Origin of the sequence: Sutcliffiella horikoshii, assembly GCF_021991925.1 — a bacterium.
GTDB classification, from domain to species: Bacteria; Bacillota; Bacilli; order Bacillales; family Bacillaceae_I; genus Sutcliffiella_A; species Sutcliffiella_A horikoshii_F.
Map to the genome: position 1 here is coordinate 436,779 of NZ_RXZI01000001.1, position 18,051 is coordinate 454,829.

The 18,051-nt window shown below is 40.0% G+C and carries 24 protein-coding genes; 18 read left to right on the top strand and 6 right to left on the bottom strand.

Annotated features, from left to right (window positions below; genetic code table 11):
• The first annotated feature begins 76 nt into the window (after positions 1–76).
• Positions 77–979: a chemotaxis protein gene (locus tag EKQ44_RS02075; RefSeq protein WP_269151515.1), complete on the top strand. Its 903-nt coding sequence runs from the start codon at positions 77–79 to the stop codon at positions 977–979.
• Between the two features lie 41 nt (positions 980–1,020).
• Here the strand turns inward: EKQ44_RS02075 and EKQ44_RS02080 are convergent, their stop codons facing one another.
• From EKQ44_RS02080 to EKQ44_RS02095, 4 genes are all read right to left on the bottom strand, one after another.
• Positions 1,021–1,503, bottom strand: a complete 483-nt coding sequence (locus EKQ44_RS02080) for a YkyB family protein (RefSeq protein ID WP_237661861.1) — start codon at positions 1,501–1,503, stop codon at positions 1,021–1,023.
• Positions 1,504–1,596: 93 nt separating this feature from the next.
• Positions 1,597–2,097 (bottom strand): L,D-transpeptidase family protein, encoded by a 501-nt coding sequence (locus EKQ44_RS02085; protein WP_237661862.1) that lies wholly within the window; start codon positions 2,095–2,097, stop codon positions 1,597–1,599.
• A gap of 80 nt (positions 2,098–2,177) precedes the next feature.
• Positions 2,178–2,378, bottom strand: coding sequence for a hypothetical protein (locus tag EKQ44_RS02090; protein ID WP_237661863.1), 201 nt, complete (start codon positions 2,376–2,378; stop codon positions 2,178–2,180).
• A gap of 106 nt (positions 2,379–2,484) precedes the next feature.
• The gene (locus EKQ44_RS02095) at positions 2,485–3,345 is read right to left on the bottom strand and encodes a metallophosphoesterase (protein WP_237661864.1); all 861 of its coding nucleotides are present in this window, start codon (positions 3,343–3,345) and stop codon (positions 2,485–2,487) included.
• Between the two features lie 207 nt (positions 3,346–3,552).
• Between EKQ44_RS02095 and fadH the strand changes: the two genes are divergently transcribed.
• The 5 genes from fadH (at position 3,553) to EKQ44_RS02120 (ending at position 7,734) form a co-directional block, all read left to right on the top strand.
• Positions 3,553–4,317, top strand: a complete 765-nt coding sequence (gene fadH, locus EKQ44_RS02100) for a 2,4-dienoyl-CoA reductase (RefSeq protein WP_237661865.1) — start codon at positions 3,553–3,555, stop codon at positions 4,315–4,317.
• 313 nt (positions 4,318–4,630) lie between these two features.
• Positions 4,631–5,203, top strand: coding sequence for a LysM peptidoglycan-binding domain-containing protein (locus EKQ44_RS21535; RefSeq protein ID WP_237661866.1), 573 nt, complete (start codon positions 4,631–4,633; stop codon positions 5,201–5,203).
• A 106-nt stretch (positions 5,204–5,309) separates the two neighbouring features.
• Positions 5,310–6,527 (top strand): EAL domain-containing protein, encoded by a 1,218-nt coding sequence (locus tag EKQ44_RS02110; protein WP_237661867.1) that lies wholly within the window; start codon positions 5,310–5,312, stop codon positions 6,525–6,527.
• 44 nt (positions 6,528–6,571) lie between these two features.
• Positions 6,572–6,832 (top strand): hypothetical protein, encoded by a 261-nt coding sequence (locus EKQ44_RS02115; RefSeq protein WP_237661868.1) that lies wholly within the window; start codon positions 6,572–6,574, stop codon positions 6,830–6,832.
• Between the two features lie 215 nt (positions 6,833–7,047).
• The gene (locus tag EKQ44_RS02120) at positions 7,048–7,734 is read left to right on the top strand and encodes a DUF3993 domain-containing protein (protein WP_237661869.1); all 687 of its coding nucleotides are present in this window, start codon (positions 7,048–7,050) and stop codon (positions 7,732–7,734) included.
• A gap of 579 nt (positions 7,735–8,313) precedes the next feature.
• Here EKQ44_RS02120 and EKQ44_RS02125 read toward each other — a convergent pair.
• Positions 8,314–8,550, bottom strand: a complete 237-nt coding sequence (locus EKQ44_RS02125) for a glutaredoxin domain-containing protein (RefSeq protein ID WP_237661870.1) — start codon at positions 8,548–8,550, stop codon at positions 8,314–8,316.
• 214 nt (positions 8,551–8,764) lie between these two features.
• On the opposite strand from EKQ44_RS02125, the gene EKQ44_RS02130 reads away from it, so the two are divergent.
• From EKQ44_RS02130 to EKQ44_RS02160, 7 genes are all read left to right on the top strand, one after another.
• Positions 8,765–9,004, top strand: a complete 240-nt coding sequence (locus tag EKQ44_RS02130; protein ID WP_237661871.1) for a YkuJ family protein — start codon at positions 8,765–8,767, stop codon at positions 9,002–9,004.
• 45 nt (positions 9,005–9,049) lie between these two features.
• Entirely contained in the window at positions 9,050–9,436 is a 387-nt protein-coding gene (locus tag EKQ44_RS02135; protein ID WP_237661872.1) for a YueI family protein, read from the top strand.
• Positions 9,437–9,451: 15 nt separating this feature from the next.
• The gene (locus tag EKQ44_RS02140) at positions 9,452–9,595 is read left to right on the top strand and encodes a hypothetical protein (protein WP_237661873.1); all 144 of its coding nucleotides are present in this window, start codon (positions 9,452–9,454) and stop codon (positions 9,593–9,595) included.
• 191 nt (positions 9,596–9,786) lie between these two features.
• Positions 9,787–10,305 carry a ribonuclease H-like YkuK family protein gene (locus EKQ44_RS02145; RefSeq protein WP_237661874.1) on the top strand — a complete coding sequence of 173 codons (519 nt, stop codon included), beginning with the start codon at positions 9,787–9,789 and terminating at the stop codon, positions 10,303–10,305.
• 32 nt (positions 10,306–10,337) lie between these two features.
• Positions 10,338–10,508, top strand: coding sequence for an antirepressor AbbA (gene abbA / locus EKQ44_RS02150; RefSeq protein ID WP_237661875.1), 171 nt, complete (start codon positions 10,338–10,340; stop codon positions 10,506–10,508).
• Positions 10,509–10,694: 186 nt separating this feature from the next.
• Positions 10,695–11,156 (top strand): cyclic-di-AMP-binding protein CbpB, encoded by a 462-nt coding sequence (gene cbpB, locus EKQ44_RS02155; RefSeq protein ID WP_237661876.1) that lies wholly within the window; start codon positions 10,695–10,697, stop codon positions 11,154–11,156.
• 114 nt (positions 11,157–11,270) lie between these two features.
• Positions 11,271–12,779: an MDR family MFS transporter gene (locus EKQ44_RS02160; protein ID WP_237661877.1), complete on the top strand. Its 1,509-nt coding sequence runs from the start codon at positions 11,271–11,273 to the stop codon at positions 12,777–12,779.
• Positions 12,780–13,022: 243 nt separating this feature from the next.
• On the opposite strand, the gene EKQ44_RS02165 is transcribed toward EKQ44_RS02160, so the two are convergent.
• Complete coding sequence (locus EKQ44_RS02165) at positions 13,023–13,766, bottom strand: sulfite exporter TauE/SafE family protein (protein WP_237661878.1); 744 nt, start codon at positions 13,764–13,766, stop codon at positions 13,023–13,025.
• Positions 13,767–13,874: 108 nt separating this feature from the next.
• On the opposite strand from EKQ44_RS02165, the gene EKQ44_RS02170 reads away from it, so the two are divergent.
• From EKQ44_RS02170 to EKQ44_RS02190, 5 genes are all read left to right on the top strand, one after another.
• On the top strand, positions 13,875–14,759 hold the full coding sequence (locus tag EKQ44_RS02170) for a LysR family transcriptional regulator (protein ID WP_237661879.1): 885 nt from the start codon (positions 13,875–13,877) through the stop codon (positions 14,757–14,759).
• A gap of 82 nt (positions 14,760–14,841) precedes the next feature.
• On the top strand, positions 14,842–15,675 hold the full coding sequence (locus tag EKQ44_RS02175) for a DUF368 domain-containing protein (protein ID WP_237661880.1): 834 nt from the start codon (positions 14,842–14,844) through the stop codon (positions 15,673–15,675).
• Positions 15,676–15,785: 110 nt separating this feature from the next.
• Positions 15,786–16,496, top strand: coding sequence for a 2,3,4,5-tetrahydropyridine-2,6-dicarboxylate N-acetyltransferase (dapD, locus tag EKQ44_RS02180; protein ID WP_237661881.1), 711 nt, complete (start codon positions 15,786–15,788; stop codon positions 16,494–16,496).
• A gap of 74 nt (positions 16,497–16,570) precedes the next feature.
• A complete protein-coding gene (locus EKQ44_RS02185; protein WP_269151551.1) occupies positions 16,571–17,692 on the top strand; it encodes an N-acetyldiaminopimelate deacetylase in 1,122 nt (373 codons plus the stop codon).
• A gap of 71 nt (positions 17,693–17,763) precedes the next feature.
• Positions 17,764–18,009 carry a YkuS family protein gene (locus EKQ44_RS02190; protein ID WP_063561288.1) on the top strand — a complete coding sequence of 82 codons (246 nt, stop codon included), beginning with the start codon at positions 17,764–17,766 and terminating at the stop codon, positions 18,007–18,009.
• The last annotated feature ends 42 nt before the right edge of the window (positions 18,010–18,051 follow it).

Genomic DNA, 18,051 nt, shown 5'->3' on the forward strand with positions numbered 1-18,051 from the left:
ACTATCAACACTTTATATTTTCCTCCGATAATACTAGTAGAATAAGAATTGATAGGAATGGAAGGGCGTAATGGTTTTGGAAAATAAAAGTGAGATACTCTTAGATTCAGGTACTAATGAAGTAGAATTTTTAGAATTTATGTTAGGAGCGACTAGCTTCGGGATAAATGTCCTCAAGGTTAGGGAGATTATCAAGCCTGTAAATATTACTAAAATCCCACATTCCCATTATAATGTGGAGGGAATTGTAGAGTTACGGGGTGAAGTTCTGGCAGTAATAAACTTAAGGAAGGCGTTAAATATAGACGGTCTCAGCCAATATTCCGAACAGAAGTTTATCGTTTCAGAATTTAATGGAATGAAGGTGATCTTGAGGGTGGATCATGTCACTCAAATCCATCGGCTATCCTGGTCGGATATGGAAAAGCCAACCTCTGTCCAGCAAGGATTCGAAGATCATATAACGGGTGTAATCAAACTGGAATCAAAGTTGATTCTTCTTGTGGATGTGGAAAAAATACTGTTTGATCTCTATCCAGGCCTTGATAAGGAGAGCATCAGAATCAGTAATGATAAAAATCCTGCAAGAAGGGAAAAAAGAATAATGATAGCAGAAGATTCTTCGATGTTAAGAAGGCTTCTGGGAGAGACGCTACACGCTGCAGGCTATGAACAGATCTTTTTCTTTGAAAATGGGAAAGAAGCATGGGAATATATGGTGGGAGTAGTGAGAAACGGGAAGGAACGGATAGATCTTTTAATCACGGACATTGAAATGCCTCAGATGGATGGCCATCATCTTACCAAAAGGATAAAAGAGGATAGCTCCTTATCCGAAATTCCAGTCATCATCTTCTCCTCACTGATTACGGAGCATTTAAAACATAAAGGGGAACAAGTTGGGGCAGATGCACAAATCAGCAAACCACAATTGACGAAGTTGATAGATTTAATGGATTCGCATTTATTAAAAACCTAGAAAAGGAGCCCAACAATTTATTGGGCTCCTTGTCATTCCTATCAGAGGTAGCTTTCTCCGAGTTTCTTGAATACCGGCTTTTGATACTGTCTCTTTGGAGGTTGTTTCTTACCATCTGTGGGATGGAAGTTTGTATACCGTTGAAGTAAATTCTTAGCGACAGACAAAGACATATTCGCTTTGGGATTACGGTAATGGTCGTTTAACTCTCCAAGGTGTGGAAGCTCCGCAAAGTCTTCCTTAGTAGGTGGAAGGTGAAAAAAATATTCCCCTGCCGATACGAGTACATCGGATTGCTGTCTGCTGTTTTTGGGGTTTCTTGAAAAGTGTAAACCTTTTTTGGTCGCCTTTCCTTCTGTTAAAAGCTTCTCCAGGGCTTTTCTTTTAAGAGAGTAGAGAAACTTTGGATCCGGCGCGGTTTTGGCATGCCGATTTACTGTAAAGATGGCACGTGAGAGGTTTTCGATAGAAGATTCGATGGAGGAATCGTTTTTTCTTTGATTTGTATAACTTTGTTTATGCATAATAGTCTCCTTTCCTTTTCCTTATTATACTGTTCCTTTAATGAAAATGGAAGAGGAGCTCCAATTCAGCATAGGAATCTACATCGAATATATCTATTGTGGGCGAATAAACACACGAGTCCCATTAGGTACGATGGACGCCAAGTCTAATACATCTTGATTGTACATGCGTACACACCCCTTTGATACAGCATTGCCAATGGAACTGGGATCATTTGTACCATGGATGCCATATGATAACTTGGAAAGGGAAAGCCACATTGCTCCAAAAGGACCTCCTGGGTTTGGTTGTCGGTTTACGATGATGAAATCACCTACTGGTGTATCATACAACATTCTACCAACAGCAATAGGGTATGTTTTCATGACAATTCCTTTATCTTTTAATACAAGCCTTCTATTAGCTATGGAAATTTCAATTGTGTATGGAATAGTATTTGCATCAGGTAAGCCTGGAATGATAATCTGCTGCCCGGGGATGATGATATTGGGATTTATTAGACGATTGACAGCCAATACTTCCGTTAAAGTTCTTCTGTAATCCCGCGCAATTAAGCTCAATGTTTCTCCGGCCTTAACAATATGGATGGCCAACCATTTCACCACTTTCTTCTAAAAAGATTTTATCCTAAAAAGCCGTTGCAGGGGATGCAGCGGCTTTATATCTATCACCTTTATCTATAATAATAAGGATATGGACGATATGGTGGGTAATATGGATAAGGATATGGTGGTGGATAATAATATGGCCTTGGGGCCAGTAAGGATCCTACAGCTAATCCTCCCAAAAACGGAAAGAAAGGAAAGCCGAAACCAAATCCCCCAATTAATCTGTTGTTTGACACGTTTCTGTTAAGTGGAAAGTTTCGATTCATAAGACATACGCCTCCTTTATAGGGTCCCTATAGTGTATGGGAGATAAGAAGGCTGTGCGCTTGTACCTAATAGCCCAAATGTAAGAGCTATTCATGGTGTCTATGCCTATTTATTTTCTAGCGTGAAAAAACTAATTTCAGGAGGAGCCAAAAAACGATAAGGCTGCCTGGTTGTCCCGAGCCCTTTGTTCACATAAAGCGTAAGATCATCCAACTGATAAAATCCTTCATAAAACTTTGAACCGAGGGGGGGAGTGATCAGTGGGCCCAAAAATGGAATCTGTACTTGTCCGCCATGTGAATGCCCGGATAGCTGAAGGTTCACATGGAATTGCTCTGAAATGGAATCAGCTGCATCCCCTTCATGTGCCAACAGGATGGTGTATGCATCATCAGGGATATTACGCAGTGTTTCACGAAAGTCGGGTCGACCAAGCATTAAGTCATCAACACCTGCAATATAAATCTTGCTACCATCTATTAACTCCACCTGTATATTCTCATTTTTTAAGACAGTAAATTCAGATTTTTCCATGATTTCCTCATAAGTTTCTGTACCATATCCCCCATGGTCATGGTTACCGAAAATAGCAAATTTCCCTAAAGGGGCCTTCACCTTTCGGAGAATTTCTATGAGATTGTAAGAACGGTCATATTCCAACGGATTGTCCATTAAATCTCCTGTGAAAACTACGATGTCCGGTTCCTCTTCGTTTATTTTACGAATCACTTTTTCCAAATCGGCTTTATCAAAATGATGCCCGATATGGGTATCAGAGAATTGAGCAATTTTTATACCAGAAAAACTTTCAGGAATACTCGAATGTGTAATTGTATGTTTTAATTTCTTCATCTGTTTGGGTTCGATGTATCTTGCGTAATAATAGCCGACTCCACTTGTCAAAAGAGCGGTAAAAGCCAGGGTAAATATTTTTTTGAAAAAACCTCTTCGGGTTACTTTAGCCATATCTATCAACCTATCTATATATTTAATGATTGTTTAAGAGAAGTATTCTAAATGCATACCTATTATAGCACCATTTACATATAAATTTCTCATTCTATTATTCTACAGATGTTGGAAGAAGTTTGACGGAATCTTATAAAACATTTCAATTATTTTGAATATTAGGTTAAAATAATATAGAGACATAGGATTGGGGGAGAGGCTACAATGGAGAAAAAGGTTGTTATCATTACCGGCGGTTCCAGTGGCATGGGGAAATATATGGCCATGAAGTATGCGAAAGAAGACTATAATGTAGTCATTACAGGTCGAGATTTAGATCGACTTGCACAGGCAAAGGAAGAAATTCAGTGTTCTGAAGGCCAAGTATTGACTATACAGATGGATGTAAGAGAACCGGCCCATGTGGAGAGGATGGTCAAACTGACGGATGAAGCTTTTGGCAGGATTGACGTCCTCGTTAACAATGCAGCCGGAAACTTTATATGTCCTGCCGAAAAATTATCGGTAAACGGATGGAAGTCTGTCATTGATATTGTTCTGAATGGTACTTTCTATTGCAGTTCTGCAGTGGGGAACTACTGGATGGAACGGAAAGTCAATGGTAGTATGATCAATATGGTTGCAACCTATGCCTGGAATGCAGGAGCAGGGGTTGTTCATTCCGCTGCAGCAAAAGCGGGTGTGCTGTCCCTTACTAGGACGCTTGCCGTTGAGTGGGGGACAAAGTATGGGATCAGAGTCAATGCTATTGCACCAGGTCCCATTGAAAGGACAGGTGGGGCAGACAAGTTGATGCAATCGGAGGAAGAGGCCAAAAAGGTTGCCGAGAGTGTGCCGTTGAAGCGATTTGGTACACCCGAGGAAATCGCGGAACTCGCATTTTTTCTAAGTTCGGATAAAGCTGCCTACATAAATGGGGAATGTGTCACCATGGATGGTGGTCAGTGGCTTCAACCATTTCCATTTTAAAATAAGGCTCTTTTCGTAAACTTTGTTGCTATTGCGTATTTTTAATACGACCGTTATATTCCTTACTGTCGTGCTCTTTTCCTTACAATACTTAGTATGCTACGTGCATATCAGAATAAGTAAGCAGCAAAAAGTCCAATTACCGACTTTTTACTAGTGAAAGTAACAATCTTGGAAAAAAGAACTTTAAATTAAAGCGCTGTCAATATTATAAAGCTCATGTAAAGCATCGTCATCAGGATGCCTTACATGAGCTTTTACTCATATTTACATATAAGTTTTGTTCATACTAAGCAAAAAAGGAGGAAAACAAGTGAGCATTTTCTATAAGTATGAATGGGATGAAGAAAACAAAGAATTGACCGTTTTTATCAATCCGACGGAAGCTTTCTATGAATTTGCGGCCGAATATGCCCCTAATGACCACCATGTGCCAAAAAGAAAAAGCCTCTTAGATTCAGCAAGGAAATTTGCACAACGCGTACTTCCTGAAGGCACGGTTGTAGGGAGCTATCGAGTGAAATTCCAACAATTTCTTGTTGCAGTTTTAGATGAGAAAAATGGGGCTACAAGAGAATTAATGGAAGGGCCTGCCCAGGCAAACTATTTAGTCAAAAACGATGAAACCCTCAAAGACATAGCTCAAATGCTTACCATCGATGACGCCTCTCTAAAAAAGGCCAATCAAATGGAAGGAGATACTGTATTTGTAGGGATGAACTTAAAAGTACCCTGCTATCTTCATACTGTCGTTACGTCTGATAGCATCTTGAAAATTGCGCAAAGATATGACATATCGAAGGATTCCATAAGAAAACTGAACAGCCTTCGAACAGATTGCCTCAAAATTGGACAAGAGCTGAAAATTCCGAAAAGGTTATATTGATTCACGACTTTCCTTTAAAATTTTTGATCTATTATACGTGTGGCATCATATTTTCTTATTTGCCATGGTATAATCATTTCAAACAAAAGCAAAGGGGGGTTAGAAGATGGATCCACTTGATATCATGACCAACTTAGAGAGGGTCACCCCCTATTATCAAGCTATATTCAGTGCTGAAGCCCAAGAAGTGATCGGATTTGAAGTACTGGGGAGATACCTGAAAGAGACTGGTGAGGTGACAAGCCTTGGACAGTTCTTCAGGGACACGACGGTCCCTGAAGAATACCATCTTGAAGTGGATAAGGTGCTAATCAACAAGGCAATAACTTACTATTTAGCCAATGAATGCGAACTGAAATTGTTTTTTAACCAAAGTGCTGAACTTCTTTTGAAAGATCAAGGGGAATCCTTATTGGAACTTCTTCTCTCTTATGTTCCGAAAGGCTTGAAACTAGAGAATATTGTTATTGAAATGGATGAACGGACTTCTAATCAAGACAATGAATACCTGCAACATCTTTTTAATTACTATAAAACGTATGGCATTCAGATTTCTGTTACCAATATTGGAGATGCGGGTTTAAATATGGACAGAATTGGCCGCCTAAGTCCTAACATATTGAAGGTGAATCTAGACATTCTTAGACAAACTTATGAAGTGACTGCCCATCAAGATATCCTGCACTCATTAGCCGTTCTATCTAGAAAAATTGGTGCTGCTCTTTTGTATGAAAATATGGAAACGTCCTTCCAGCTGCAGTATGCTTGGAGAAATGGAGGCAGGTATTATCAGGGTTTCTATCTGCATAAACCTGGGCCGACTTTTATTGAGATTGACCATGCAAAGAAAATACTTGTAGAAAAATTCCAACAGTTTATTCGTTATGAGAAAAGGAAATTGCATGCCATTCACCAATTTACCGGGATGCTTCAAAATAGGCTTCAACCCCTCATTTTGAAAGGGCAAAACCTCAAAGAATATGATGAATGGTTGCATTCTATCGCCGACGAACTTTCAAACATCAGCTTCCGTATGTATGTTTGTGATGAAAATGGATTCCAGCTTTCCTCAAATCTATTGAGAGACAATGGGAAGTGGAGAGCAGATAGGACTTTTAATGGAAAAAATTGGAGTTGGAGACCTTACTTTCTTGAGCATGTCATGAAAATGAGCATGGAGAAAAAAGGAATCTTATCGGACTTATACAATGATATTGAATCAGGTGAGAATGTAAGGACCTTTTCTTGTTTAATCACACAAGATCGGTTCCTATATATTGATATTTCTTATGAGTATCTATATGAAAATCAAGATCTTTTATAAGAAGTGAATAGAATTTATCCGTTTGTTTACCTTAAGAGTATAATTTGCTCGGTGAGGTGAGTGAAATGGGTTCTTTTGATTTTATTTTGGCAATCTTAGCATTAATTATTGTTGCAGGTGCGATGGTCTATACGTATAAAATTGGGCGTCAAACAGATACACAGGCAACAACCCAAGATTCTTCCATTAGTGAAAAAGTTCAAGATCATCACGTGCTTAGGAATCCGGTCTTTTTAGCCTATCTGGTAGCAGCTGTATTAATATTGATGTATATCGCCTATGCTGCTCTAAACACGAATTGGTAATACAACGTAAGGGATTCAATCAACAAGGTGATTACACAAAAAGACCCGCTAATAAATGATCAGGGGGTCTTTTTGTTTTGTGTTCGGGGAGAAGGGTAGTAGTAACTATAGTGAATAAATTGTCAGTTTTCCAATTAATTTTGCGAACGGTTTCAATCCCTGTCACCTGCGGTTCTTGATACAATTAGAACACATCATCTGAGGAGGAGAATTCCATGCTGAAAAATTGGACGGGTATCATAGCCATCATAACTATTTTATTTGTAGGTTTGAGTCCAGCATCTGCCCAGGAGCAGGCGGAGGAAGAGGTTTTTGTATTATTTTTACAAGAAGCGTTCCAGTCCCAACTTTCATTAGGCGAAAGTCATCACACGTTGGGAGAAATCCAAGAAATATTAGCCCCTTATTTTACAAAGGAATATCAGGACAATTTTCTAGAGGAACATCTCTTTGAAGAAAAGGATGGATATATTACATATGGGACAGACTTTCCAGCATACTATATTCCTTTCTTTTCCTACACAGATGAAACAAAGATTATCGAAAGTGAAGATGGTGTGCTGATCGTTTATGAATTTTTTCCGTCAGACGAGGATATGCCAAGTCTTTATGATGATCACTATGAGTTTGTAAAGTTACTACCAAATGAATCAGGGTGGAAGGTTATGGAGTGGGGTTTTGATTATGATGAACCCGATTTTATTAATGGGGTGGTAAGCGTTAGTGTTGAGAAAGAAATGAACTTGGGAGTCATGAACCATAAAGTGTTGATTTCGCGCATGCTTACTTTCGGTGTACTTGCTCCGCCCTTCAATAATCACTCCTATAAATTCTATGCCCCTTTGAAGGCAGCTCAAATGCTTCAAAAAAAACATTACAATACTTTTATGGTCGCTAGATAAAATCAATGAAAAAAGAGCGCTTGGCGCTCTTTTCAGTGTGTAGACAAAGGAAAATATATAGCAGTTTTCAAGTTGATCGTAGTGGAAGGCGCGAAGACTCCCGCGGGAGGAAGGTACAGGGAAGACCCCGCAGGGCGAAGCCGAGCCCACTGAAAAACCCGAAAACTTATCTTTATTACGTTTTCTAGCTGTTGATTGCAGCAATAGGCGAAGACTCCCTGCGGGGGGATAGCGACATTCTTGAGACCCCGCAGGGCGTAGCCCGAGGAGGCTCAAGGTCGCCCCGCGGAAAGCGAAGCCTAGTGCGGAAATCAACAGCGGTATGGAACAGGTTCTAAAATTATGAACTTTTTCAGTGGCCTGGGCGTAGCCCGAGGAGGCTTCCGGACCGCCCTACGGATAAGCGAAGCGCCTGGAACGAAGATCAACAGTTAAATACAAATCTAAAGATTATTAGGGTTTGTCAACAGTCTGAAAAGAGCGCTTGGTGCTCTTTTTTTATTGGAACGTTAAAAAAGCTTTCATCTCAGGATAAATTAATGGTATGATGTATTCTCTTGCAAAAAGAGAGTTGGACCGTTATTCCTCTATACCTAGAAGCTGCTGAAGCTGTTGAAGGTCAAATCCTTTTACAACATGCTCATTCACTGTTACAGTAGGAGTGGAAAAAGACTGTAATTCATGCACTAAATAATCTCTTGCCTGAAGGTCTTCGGTAATATCAATTACTTTATAGGTTATATTATGATGTGTTAAGAATTGTTTAACCACTTGACATGGCGGACAGTCCGGCTGGGTGTAGACGGTTATATTCATGGATACTGCTCCTCGTAAGAAAAATTTCACAACTTCTTATGTTTTATTCGTGATTTTAGACTACAATAAAAGAGAAGTTATGTTCGAACACTATTATAAATGTATTCCTATCTCTATTTTACCGGAAATTAAAAGGTTTTGTACAAAAATACGAATGGCCTTACATCTCAAGGTGAATGATATAGTTAGGAAGGAATAGAAGGAGAGTTGTTACATGTCACTATTAGTAGGGATTGTAAAAAGACTAAATGATTTAAAAGAAACATCTGAGGCTGGAAATGAGCCGGCACAACGCTTTTTCGAAGTGAATGGCGAGAAAGTATGCAGTGTGAAATTCTTTGATAAAACCAATACATATGAATTGGAAGTTTTCCTAAAAGGGGAGCAACCTAAAACATATCAATTCGATAATATTGATATGATTGCCATTGAAATTTTTGACCTGATCCATTAAGGAAAGCAGGACAACCTGTTATTTCCATTGGGAAGGATGAGTGATATGGGTAAAAATATTGATGATTATATAGATAGGGGCTTGAAGGGAACACCGGAAACCAAACCCAGTGAGAGAAGGGAATATCTTTCGCAATTGCGTGAGCGTATTATCCTGGCATTAACAAATGGCCAAGTTATACAACAAAAACCCTATAAACCAATCGGGGACCTGATGAAAAGATATCCTTCTTCACGATTGTACTTGGATGGAGATCTGGATTACATGCATCTATCTAAATATATCCGCATTGCAAATGATCATAATATTCCTTTTACCATCGTGGATGACAAAGCATCCACCACTAATATTGGACTGGTGCTTTCAAATCCGACAGCGATAGATAAGGAAGATATATTTGTCAGCAAGGATGAATTTAAAAGACATTTATAATTAGGAGTGGTTTCTATGATGCCAACAGTTCATTGTCCTAAGTGTAAGAAGGATGAAGTGATGGATAAAGTGCTAACTGCACATTCCAATCAAAATGTCATGTATCGTTGCCCACATTGCGCCTATTCCAAATCTCAAATCCAAACAAGTAAAGGATAACCAAGCTGAGCTTTCAGCTTGGTTTTTTTTTGTGGGCAAAAATCCTTTTTGGAAGGTATAAATCAACAAGAATCGAGACCATAATGTAGATATATTTGTCATTCAACCTAACATCAATGGAAGAAAATATTAATTTTTTTGGAGGAAGGAACATATAAGTATATAGGAAGTATGGAAAAGGAAGTGGATAAATGGATAACCCCAGTAAGTTTATAAATATTACCCACGGCTACCTTACTTTTGAACAAGCTTATGAAAAGATCCTTTTGTTTATCCAAAAAGATGTAAGAGCACCTTACTTACTGTCCATCGGTACCGATTCCCATGTTCATCAACAGGAGACAAAATTCATGACGGCTGTTCATCTCCATAGAGTGGGGAAAGGCGCGTGGGGGTGCGTAAGGCCTTATATCGTCAATAGGGCCATTAGAAGCCTTCATGAAAAGATATCGCTTGAAACTGCATTAAGTCAGGAAATTGCGATGCAATTTACAGTGGAGAAGCTCGAAAAGATACAGAACCTGTTACTGCCCCACTTGGAACACGGAGCTGATTTTCATTTTGAGATTCATCTGGACATAGGGCAAAAAGGTGCGACCAAAGATTTTATACAAGAAATGACAGGTAGGATCACGGCCATGGGGCTGGATGCCAAAATAAAGCCGGATGCATATACAGCCTTCTGTTATGCAAACCGTTATACAAAGTAAAGCTTATCATGGAAAGGAGTTGTAAAGTAGGAATGGTGACTTTAACACAGGAGGAAAAAGAACTGCTGGTGACCTTATTGATATCAACAGATGTTGCCAAAGAATTGGTAATTAGTGAAATAAATGATATTGAGATTGGAGATAAAAAACTGGAAACAAAAACCTATCAGCAGCTTATCGAATTGTACGATAAGATATCATAATTATATAATGGAAACGGGCTGCCTTATAGGGCAGTTTTTTTATGCGTAGAAACATGTCGAAGAAAGACGACAACTTTCTCTTTATTAAAATTCGAGTCCAAGTCCAATGTATGCTACAATGATATTGGTCAATTACATGATTCAGCATATAGTATTAGAGAGTAAATAAAGAGAGGAAGAACATTTATGATCAGCCTCCAAAGTAGCAAGGTTTTAGGAGCAACGATAAAAGATTTAATCATTCCCGCAGAACGTGTGGCACATGTACAGGTGAAAAATAATCTGGAACATGCATTATTGGTTCTTACAAAAACGGGATATACTGCTGTACCGGTCTTAGATCCCAAGTATAGATTACATGGCTTGGTCAGTACAACTCATATCATGGATTCCATATTGGGCTTGGAACGAATAGAGTTTGACAAATTGGAGCACATGCTGGTAGAGGATGTAATGAACAAAGAACTTCCGTGTTTAAATGTGAACGACACGGTCGAAAAAGGTTTGGAATTACTTGTGGACCATCCTTTTGTATGTGTTCAGGATGAGGACAATGTGTTTGAAGGAATTTTGACTAGACGTACTATATTAGATCGTTTGCATACACACTTTCAAATGAATAATAATGAAAAAGACCTTGAATTGTAAGGTCTTTTTTTCTTGCAGCCACAAGCTGACGGTTGCAATAAATTTGTTAATGGGTACAATTTACATAGAGGCACGAAATAGTTCGTTTGACTAATACAGAGAGAAGGGGAAGACATGGGAACAGCAACTTTAGAGAGACAAGTAGTGGAACAAGACTCTCCTAATAAAACAAAGAGGCCTTTTGTATTGGCAGCAATAATGCTTGCGATGTTCATGGCTGCCATCGAGGCTACCATCGTTTCTACAGCTATGCCTGCCATTGCGGCTGATTTGGGAGGCTTCTCATTATACAGCTGGGTATTCTCATCTTATTTATTGATGAATGCTGTAACAGTTTTGATATATGGCAAGCTCTCCGATTTATTTGGAAGGAAGCCGATTCTTACTTTTGGTATCATTGTATTTTTAATCGGTTCACTATTATGTGGAATGGCAACATCCATTGAGATGCTGATTGTCTTCCGGTTTATTCAAGGATTTGGTGCAGGGGCTGTGATGCCGATTGCCTCCACTATTGTCGGGGACATGTACACAAAGGAAGAAAGAGCAAAAATACAAGGGTATCTATCCAGCGTATGGGGGATCTCGGCGATACTTGGCCCTGCAATAGGGGGATTGCTTGTTCAATTTGTTAGCTGGAGGTTTGTATTCTGGGTCAATATCCCACTTGGAATATTGGCTATCGTAGGATTATACTTATTTCTTCATGAGGGAGTGGAAAAGAAAAAGCACTCCATTGATTATGCAGGTGCCGGGCTGTTGTTTCTGGCGGTCAGCTCTTTTATGCTTGTGATGGTGGAAGGTGGGGTGAGATGGACATGGACATCTGGTCCTGTCCTATCTCTTATCGCCCTATCTGCGGTGACCTTCACTTTGTTTGTTTTTCAGGAAAGAAGAGCGAAGGACCCGATGATGCCATTTGATATTTGGCAGGAACGGTCCATCCTAATTGCCAATACAACCTCTCTGACGACAGGAGTCATGCTGATAGGGATTTCAAGTTTTCTTCCTGCTTTTGTACAAGGTGTAATGGAAAGGCCGCCGATTGTTGCAGGCTTTACTCTGACAACCATGTCCATCGGGTGGCCGATTGCCGCCATGATAGCGGGCAGGCTCTTACTGAAAATAGGCTTCAGGACCACATCCATAATTGGAGGAATAGCGTTGATTATGGGAAGTATCATATTTATGACACTAAGCCCTGATGATGGGCCTGTGTGGGCGGCGTTTGGTTCCTTTATGATTGGAGTCGGAATGGGCTTTTCCACAACGGCATTTATCGTTTCCATCCAAAGTAATGTTCCATGGCAGAAGCGTGGGGTGGCAACCGCTTCGAACATGTTTATGAGAACACTCGGAAGTACGATTGGTGCCGCATTACTTGGGGGAATATTAAATTCGCGCATTCAAGAGCATTTGCGAGAGAATGGGGCGATTGAACAGTTTTCTCTTGATTCTACGACACTGTTGTTGAACGAAGAACAACGAAATCAATTATCTGACTCCATGAAGGTCCTTCTGCAAGACGGGCTGACTTCAGCGTTGCATACGGTTTATCTGGTTGTTGCAGGGTTTGCTGTCATAAGCTTCTTATTGATTTTACTCCTGCCTAAAAAAGAATAGTAGAGGTACCGGTATTCACTAGGAATGCCGGTATTTTTTTGATAGATGAAAAAATGGATGGAATCAATACTTAAGAGAAGGGGGTTATTGAAGGAATAGATGAGGACCTCATTGGTAAGGAAGCGAAGGAAGAGAGGTTCTCATTCAATGAAAATCTTTCTCGACCAGGAATGGACTGGAAGAGGCCTTCAGCAGCGTATCAGAAGAGGAACCATTTGTGAAAGGAAACCTGCGATAAACAAATTATAAGACTAGTATTCTCACTACCAAGTAACCTAAAAGAATAACGGAGAAACCACTAAGTATCTTTTTCCATGGAAGAAATGAGACCCTGTCCGCTAGTCTAACTGCTGTCTGAGCTCCCAGTAAAGACCCCGTGCCAAGAGCCAATCCTACCCTCCAATCAAAATGACCCATTGAAAAGTAAATGATAAAGGAGACAAAACAGCTTGAAAAGGTTTGTAGTCTGGTAAGCCCAATGCTAGTAAGGAAAGAGTATCCTGCATTTAAGAAGGAATGCATGAGCAGTGTGGCTTGCCCAGGCCCGAATAATCCGTCAAAAGCACCTATTCCGATATAGGTGGGATAAAAGAGTTTTGGCGGGGAGCCGTCATTTTGTTTAGGAGTAAGGCGTGATTTTAAGATATTCAGCGATGTGGCTATAAACATTAGTGCCAAAGCCACCCTTAGTAGGATTTCTTCCGTAAGAAAGGATGCAAGCAATGCACCCATTATTCCACCAATAATGGTGAACGGTACAATGGATAATCCGAGCTTGACGTTAACTTCTTTCCTTTTCCAAATTGTATAGAAGCTAGAGAACGAGCTGAATGTATTGGAAAATTTGTTGGCTGCGATAGCGGTATGGATCGGAACTCCAAGCAGCAACATGGACGGAAGGTTGATAAGGCCTCCCCCTCCTCCAAATGTCCCGATGAATGTTGCGATAAATCCGATTAAAATAAAAATATAAAAAGGTGTTTCCATTATTTTCTCCTCCTTCCCTCCTGCTTTATTGTATGGTTTTTAAAGTCATAATGAAATTACATAAAAATTAAGATATACTATAAGAAAAACTTATATCGAGGTTATAGCATGAATACATCAGAATTTCAGATCTTGGCCGTTCTAGCCAAAGAGAAGAACATGAGAAAAGCTGCAGAGCGCCTATTTGTCTCTCAACCTGCACTCTCTCAGAGATTACAATCTATAGAGAAGGCCTGGAATACCAAAATCTTTATCAGGACACAAAAAGGGTTGTTGATTACACCTGCAGGAGAGAAAATAGTGGAGTTTGCTGAAGAGGTATTGGCAAAGGATGCAAAAGTAAGAGAGGAAATAACATCACTCGATAAAGAAGTGTACGGAACACTGAAAATTGCTGTTGCGACGATCATTGGCCAGTACTGGCTGCCAAAAGTTCTAAAAAGATTTATACAAAAATATCCAAATGCAAAAGTTTCCCTTGTAACAGGTTGGAGTAGTGATATTGTAAAAAGTCTGTATGAAGATGAGGTGCATGTCGGGATTATTCGTGGGAATCCGGAATGGAAAGGTGTAAAGAAACATCTTCTTAAAGACAATTTATACTTGGTGGATACAGAGATTGAAGAGCTTTCAGAACTGGAGCATACAGAAAGGCCTTTTATACAGTTCAAAAGTGATTCTACCTATTACCAAGAGATTCAGGTTTGGTGGCACAAAAAATTTCAAGCGCCGCCTAAACGAACAATAGTGGTGGATCAAATTGAAACATGTAAGCAAATGGCTCTTAACGGGATTGGATATGCGATATTACCTTCCATAACATTGAAGGATGATTATGAGAACATCAAAAAAATTCCCCTTGAAGAAGATGATGTTTACAACCTTCACCGAGATACCTGGCTGATCGGATATGAGTCTGCATTTAACCTGAAGCAGGTGCAAGCATTCATGGATATCGTAACGGAATACCAACTAGCAAACAATTTGGAATAGATATTATTGGATAATCCCTCTCACTAGTAGTAATATATAAACTTGAGAAACTAGACTGAAGTTTAAGGTGGAACGATTGTATATGGAATGGAAGAATATTTATCGTGGTATTTTAATGGGAATTTGTGATGTAGTCCCTGGAGTGAGTGGTGGTACCATAGCTTTTATCTTGGGAATTTATGATCGGTTGATTGAAGCGATCAGTGGTTTTTTCAGTAAGGATTGGGCCAAGCATCTTAAGTTCCTTATACCTTTAGGAATTGGGATTGTATCAGCACTGTTGCTTTTCAGTCATATTTTGGACTATTTATTAAAAACATACCCAGAACCAACGCACTTCTTATTTTTAGGGTTGATTATCGGTGTACTGCCCTTATTGGCGAAAGAGTCCGACATGAAGAACACATTTACTGCCCGCCACTATATTGCACTTTTAATTCCCCTTGTTTTGGTGGCATCCATGGCGTTTTTACAAGAGTCCAGCCGGCCAGTCATTGAAACACTTACACTTAGTTCTGCCATTAGTTTGTTTTTTGCAGGGTGGCTGGCAAGTATGAGTATGTTGCTTCCGGGGATAAGCGGATCACTTGTTCTATTGATTTTAGGATATTATGCGACAGCAATAGCTGCTTTGAAGGGGTTGAACTTGCCGATCATTCTTGTAATCGGTGCAGGTGTTGCGATCGGGTTCATCGTATCAAGTAAAGTTATAAAGTATGTTCTTCACCATTATCCTAAGATGACCTTTGCTGCGATTATCGGGCTAGTGATGGGTTCCACTGCAGTGGTGTACCAAGGCTTTTCACCGAGTATGCTTGTCAATGTCGTTTGTGTGCTGACGTTCATCGCAGGTGTCATCATTGTCCAATTCATCGCAAGAACAAATGATAGAATGGTACAAAAAAGAGAGGTTTAAACCTCTCTTTTTTTAATGGAAATAAGTGAGGTATTTTTTTACTTGTCACACTTTTCTTTGTTTGATAGAGTAAAGGGATAAAGACTTTATTGTTTTAGGAGGAATACATAATGAAAATGATGGATGCAAACGAGATTATTTCTTTTATTCAAAACAGTACTAAATCTACACCTGTAAAGGTTTATGTGAAAGGGGAGGTAGAAGGTATCGACTTTGGTGCTTCTTCCAAAACTTTTTTAAATGGCAATAGTGGTGTCATTTTTGGTGAGTGGGCTGAAATTGAAGCGGCACTAAAAGCAAACGAAAATAAGATTGAAGACTATGTCGTGGAAAACGACCGACGCAACTCTGCTATTCCACTTCTGGACATGAAAGGGGTAAAAGCTCGTATTGAGCCTGGCGCTATCATTCGTGACCAAGTAGAAATCGGCGACAATGCTGTCATCATGATGGGAGCTTCTATCAATATCGGTTCTGTAGTTGGAGAAGGAACCATGATTGATATGAACGTAGTACTAGGTGGACGCGCTACTGTCGGTAAAAACTGCCACATTGGTGCAGGGTCTGTACTTGCTGGAGTAATCGAGCCGCCTTCCGCAAAGCCGGTTGTCATTGAAGACGACGTGGTAATCGGAGCAAATGCAGTAGTACTTGAGGGTGTAACAGTTGGAAAAGGCGCAGTTGTAGCTGCTGGTGCCATCGTTATTGACGATGTGGCACCATACACGGTGGTTGCGGGAACACCTGCAAAGAAAATCAAAGAAATTGATGAAAAGACGAAATCCAAAACAGAAATTAAACAAGAACTTCGTCAACTTTAAAATATCGATGAGAAAAGGCGTGGGTGATGACTCCACGTCTTTTTCTTAGAAAGAGAGGAAGGCTTGTGTCAAATTTGATCAATCCCTTCATACAGATAAGAAGAGACTTACATCAAATTCCGGAAAAGGGATTTCAAGAAACAAAAACGCAAGGATACTTGCTCCAATACATTCAGAATCTCCCACAAGATGATATGGAAATAAGAATGTGGAAGACTGGGATTTTTGTAAGAGTGAAGGGAACCAATCCTTCTAAAACGATCGGTTACAGAGCGGATATTGATGGCTTGCCAATTACAGAAGAGACAGACTTACCTTTTCATTCGCTTCATGATGGGATGATGCATGCATGTGGCCATGATATGCATATGAGTATAGCATTAGGGATCCTTACGCATTTTTCTCAACATCCCCCAAAAGATAACCTGCTGTTCATGTTTCAGCCAGCTGAAGAAGGACCGGGTGGGGCTCTGCCAATGATTCAGTCAGATACTTTCAAAGCATGGAAGCCTGATATGATAGTTGCTCTCCACATCGCTCCCGAATATCCGGTAGGGACGATTGCGACAAAACCAGGTTTGCTGTTTGCCAATACATCCGAATTATTCATTGATCTCAAAGGCAGGGGGGGGCATGCCGCTTACCCGCATCAAACAAATGACATGGTGGTTGCCGCGTGTTCATTAGTAACGCAATTACAGACTGTCATTGCACGAAATGTAGATCCACTTGATAGCGCTGTAATAACTATAGGGAAGATCACAGGCGGTACTGTTCAAAATATCATAGCCGAACGTTCAAGACTGGAAGGAACCATACGTACACTTTCTGTTGAAAGTATGAAAAAGGTCAAAGAGCGTATAGAAGCACTGGTCCATGGTGTAGAGGTCGGCTATAACTGCGAAACGTCCATAGACTATGGTAGCATGTACCATCAAGTGGATAACGATCATGCCCTGACAGAAGAGTTCATGCAGTATGTCGGGGAACAGACAAATGTAAATGTGGTCCAATGTAAGGAGGCCATGACAGGCGAAGATTACGGGTACATGATTGAAAATATTCCTGGATTTATGTTCTGGCTTGGGGCAGAATCTCCGTATGGACTGCATCATTCAAAGCTAAATCCGAATGAAGATGCAATCGGTGTTGCCATCAGCACGATTATTTCCTACATTAATTTTAAAGCGAACTGATAAAATCCATCTTCTCTTTAGTATAAAAAGGCGAATTCAAGCCACATTAACAAAGAGGAGGTGGATTACATATGCCAAAAATCGGTGTAGAACAATCCTTGACAGATGTTCAAGAAGCTTTGCAGCAAAAAGGCTACGATGTTGTTCAATTGACGAACGAAAACGATGCTAAGGGCTGTGACTGCTGTGTGGTAACGGGTATAGACAATAATGTAATGGGTATCTCCAATAGTGTCACGGCTGGTTCTGTAATTGAAGCCAGCGGAATGACAGCTGACCAGATTTGCCAACAGGTGGAAAGCAGAATCAACCATTAAAAAAGAGCCGTGCTGGCTCTTTTTTTGTTTATATGATTCGGC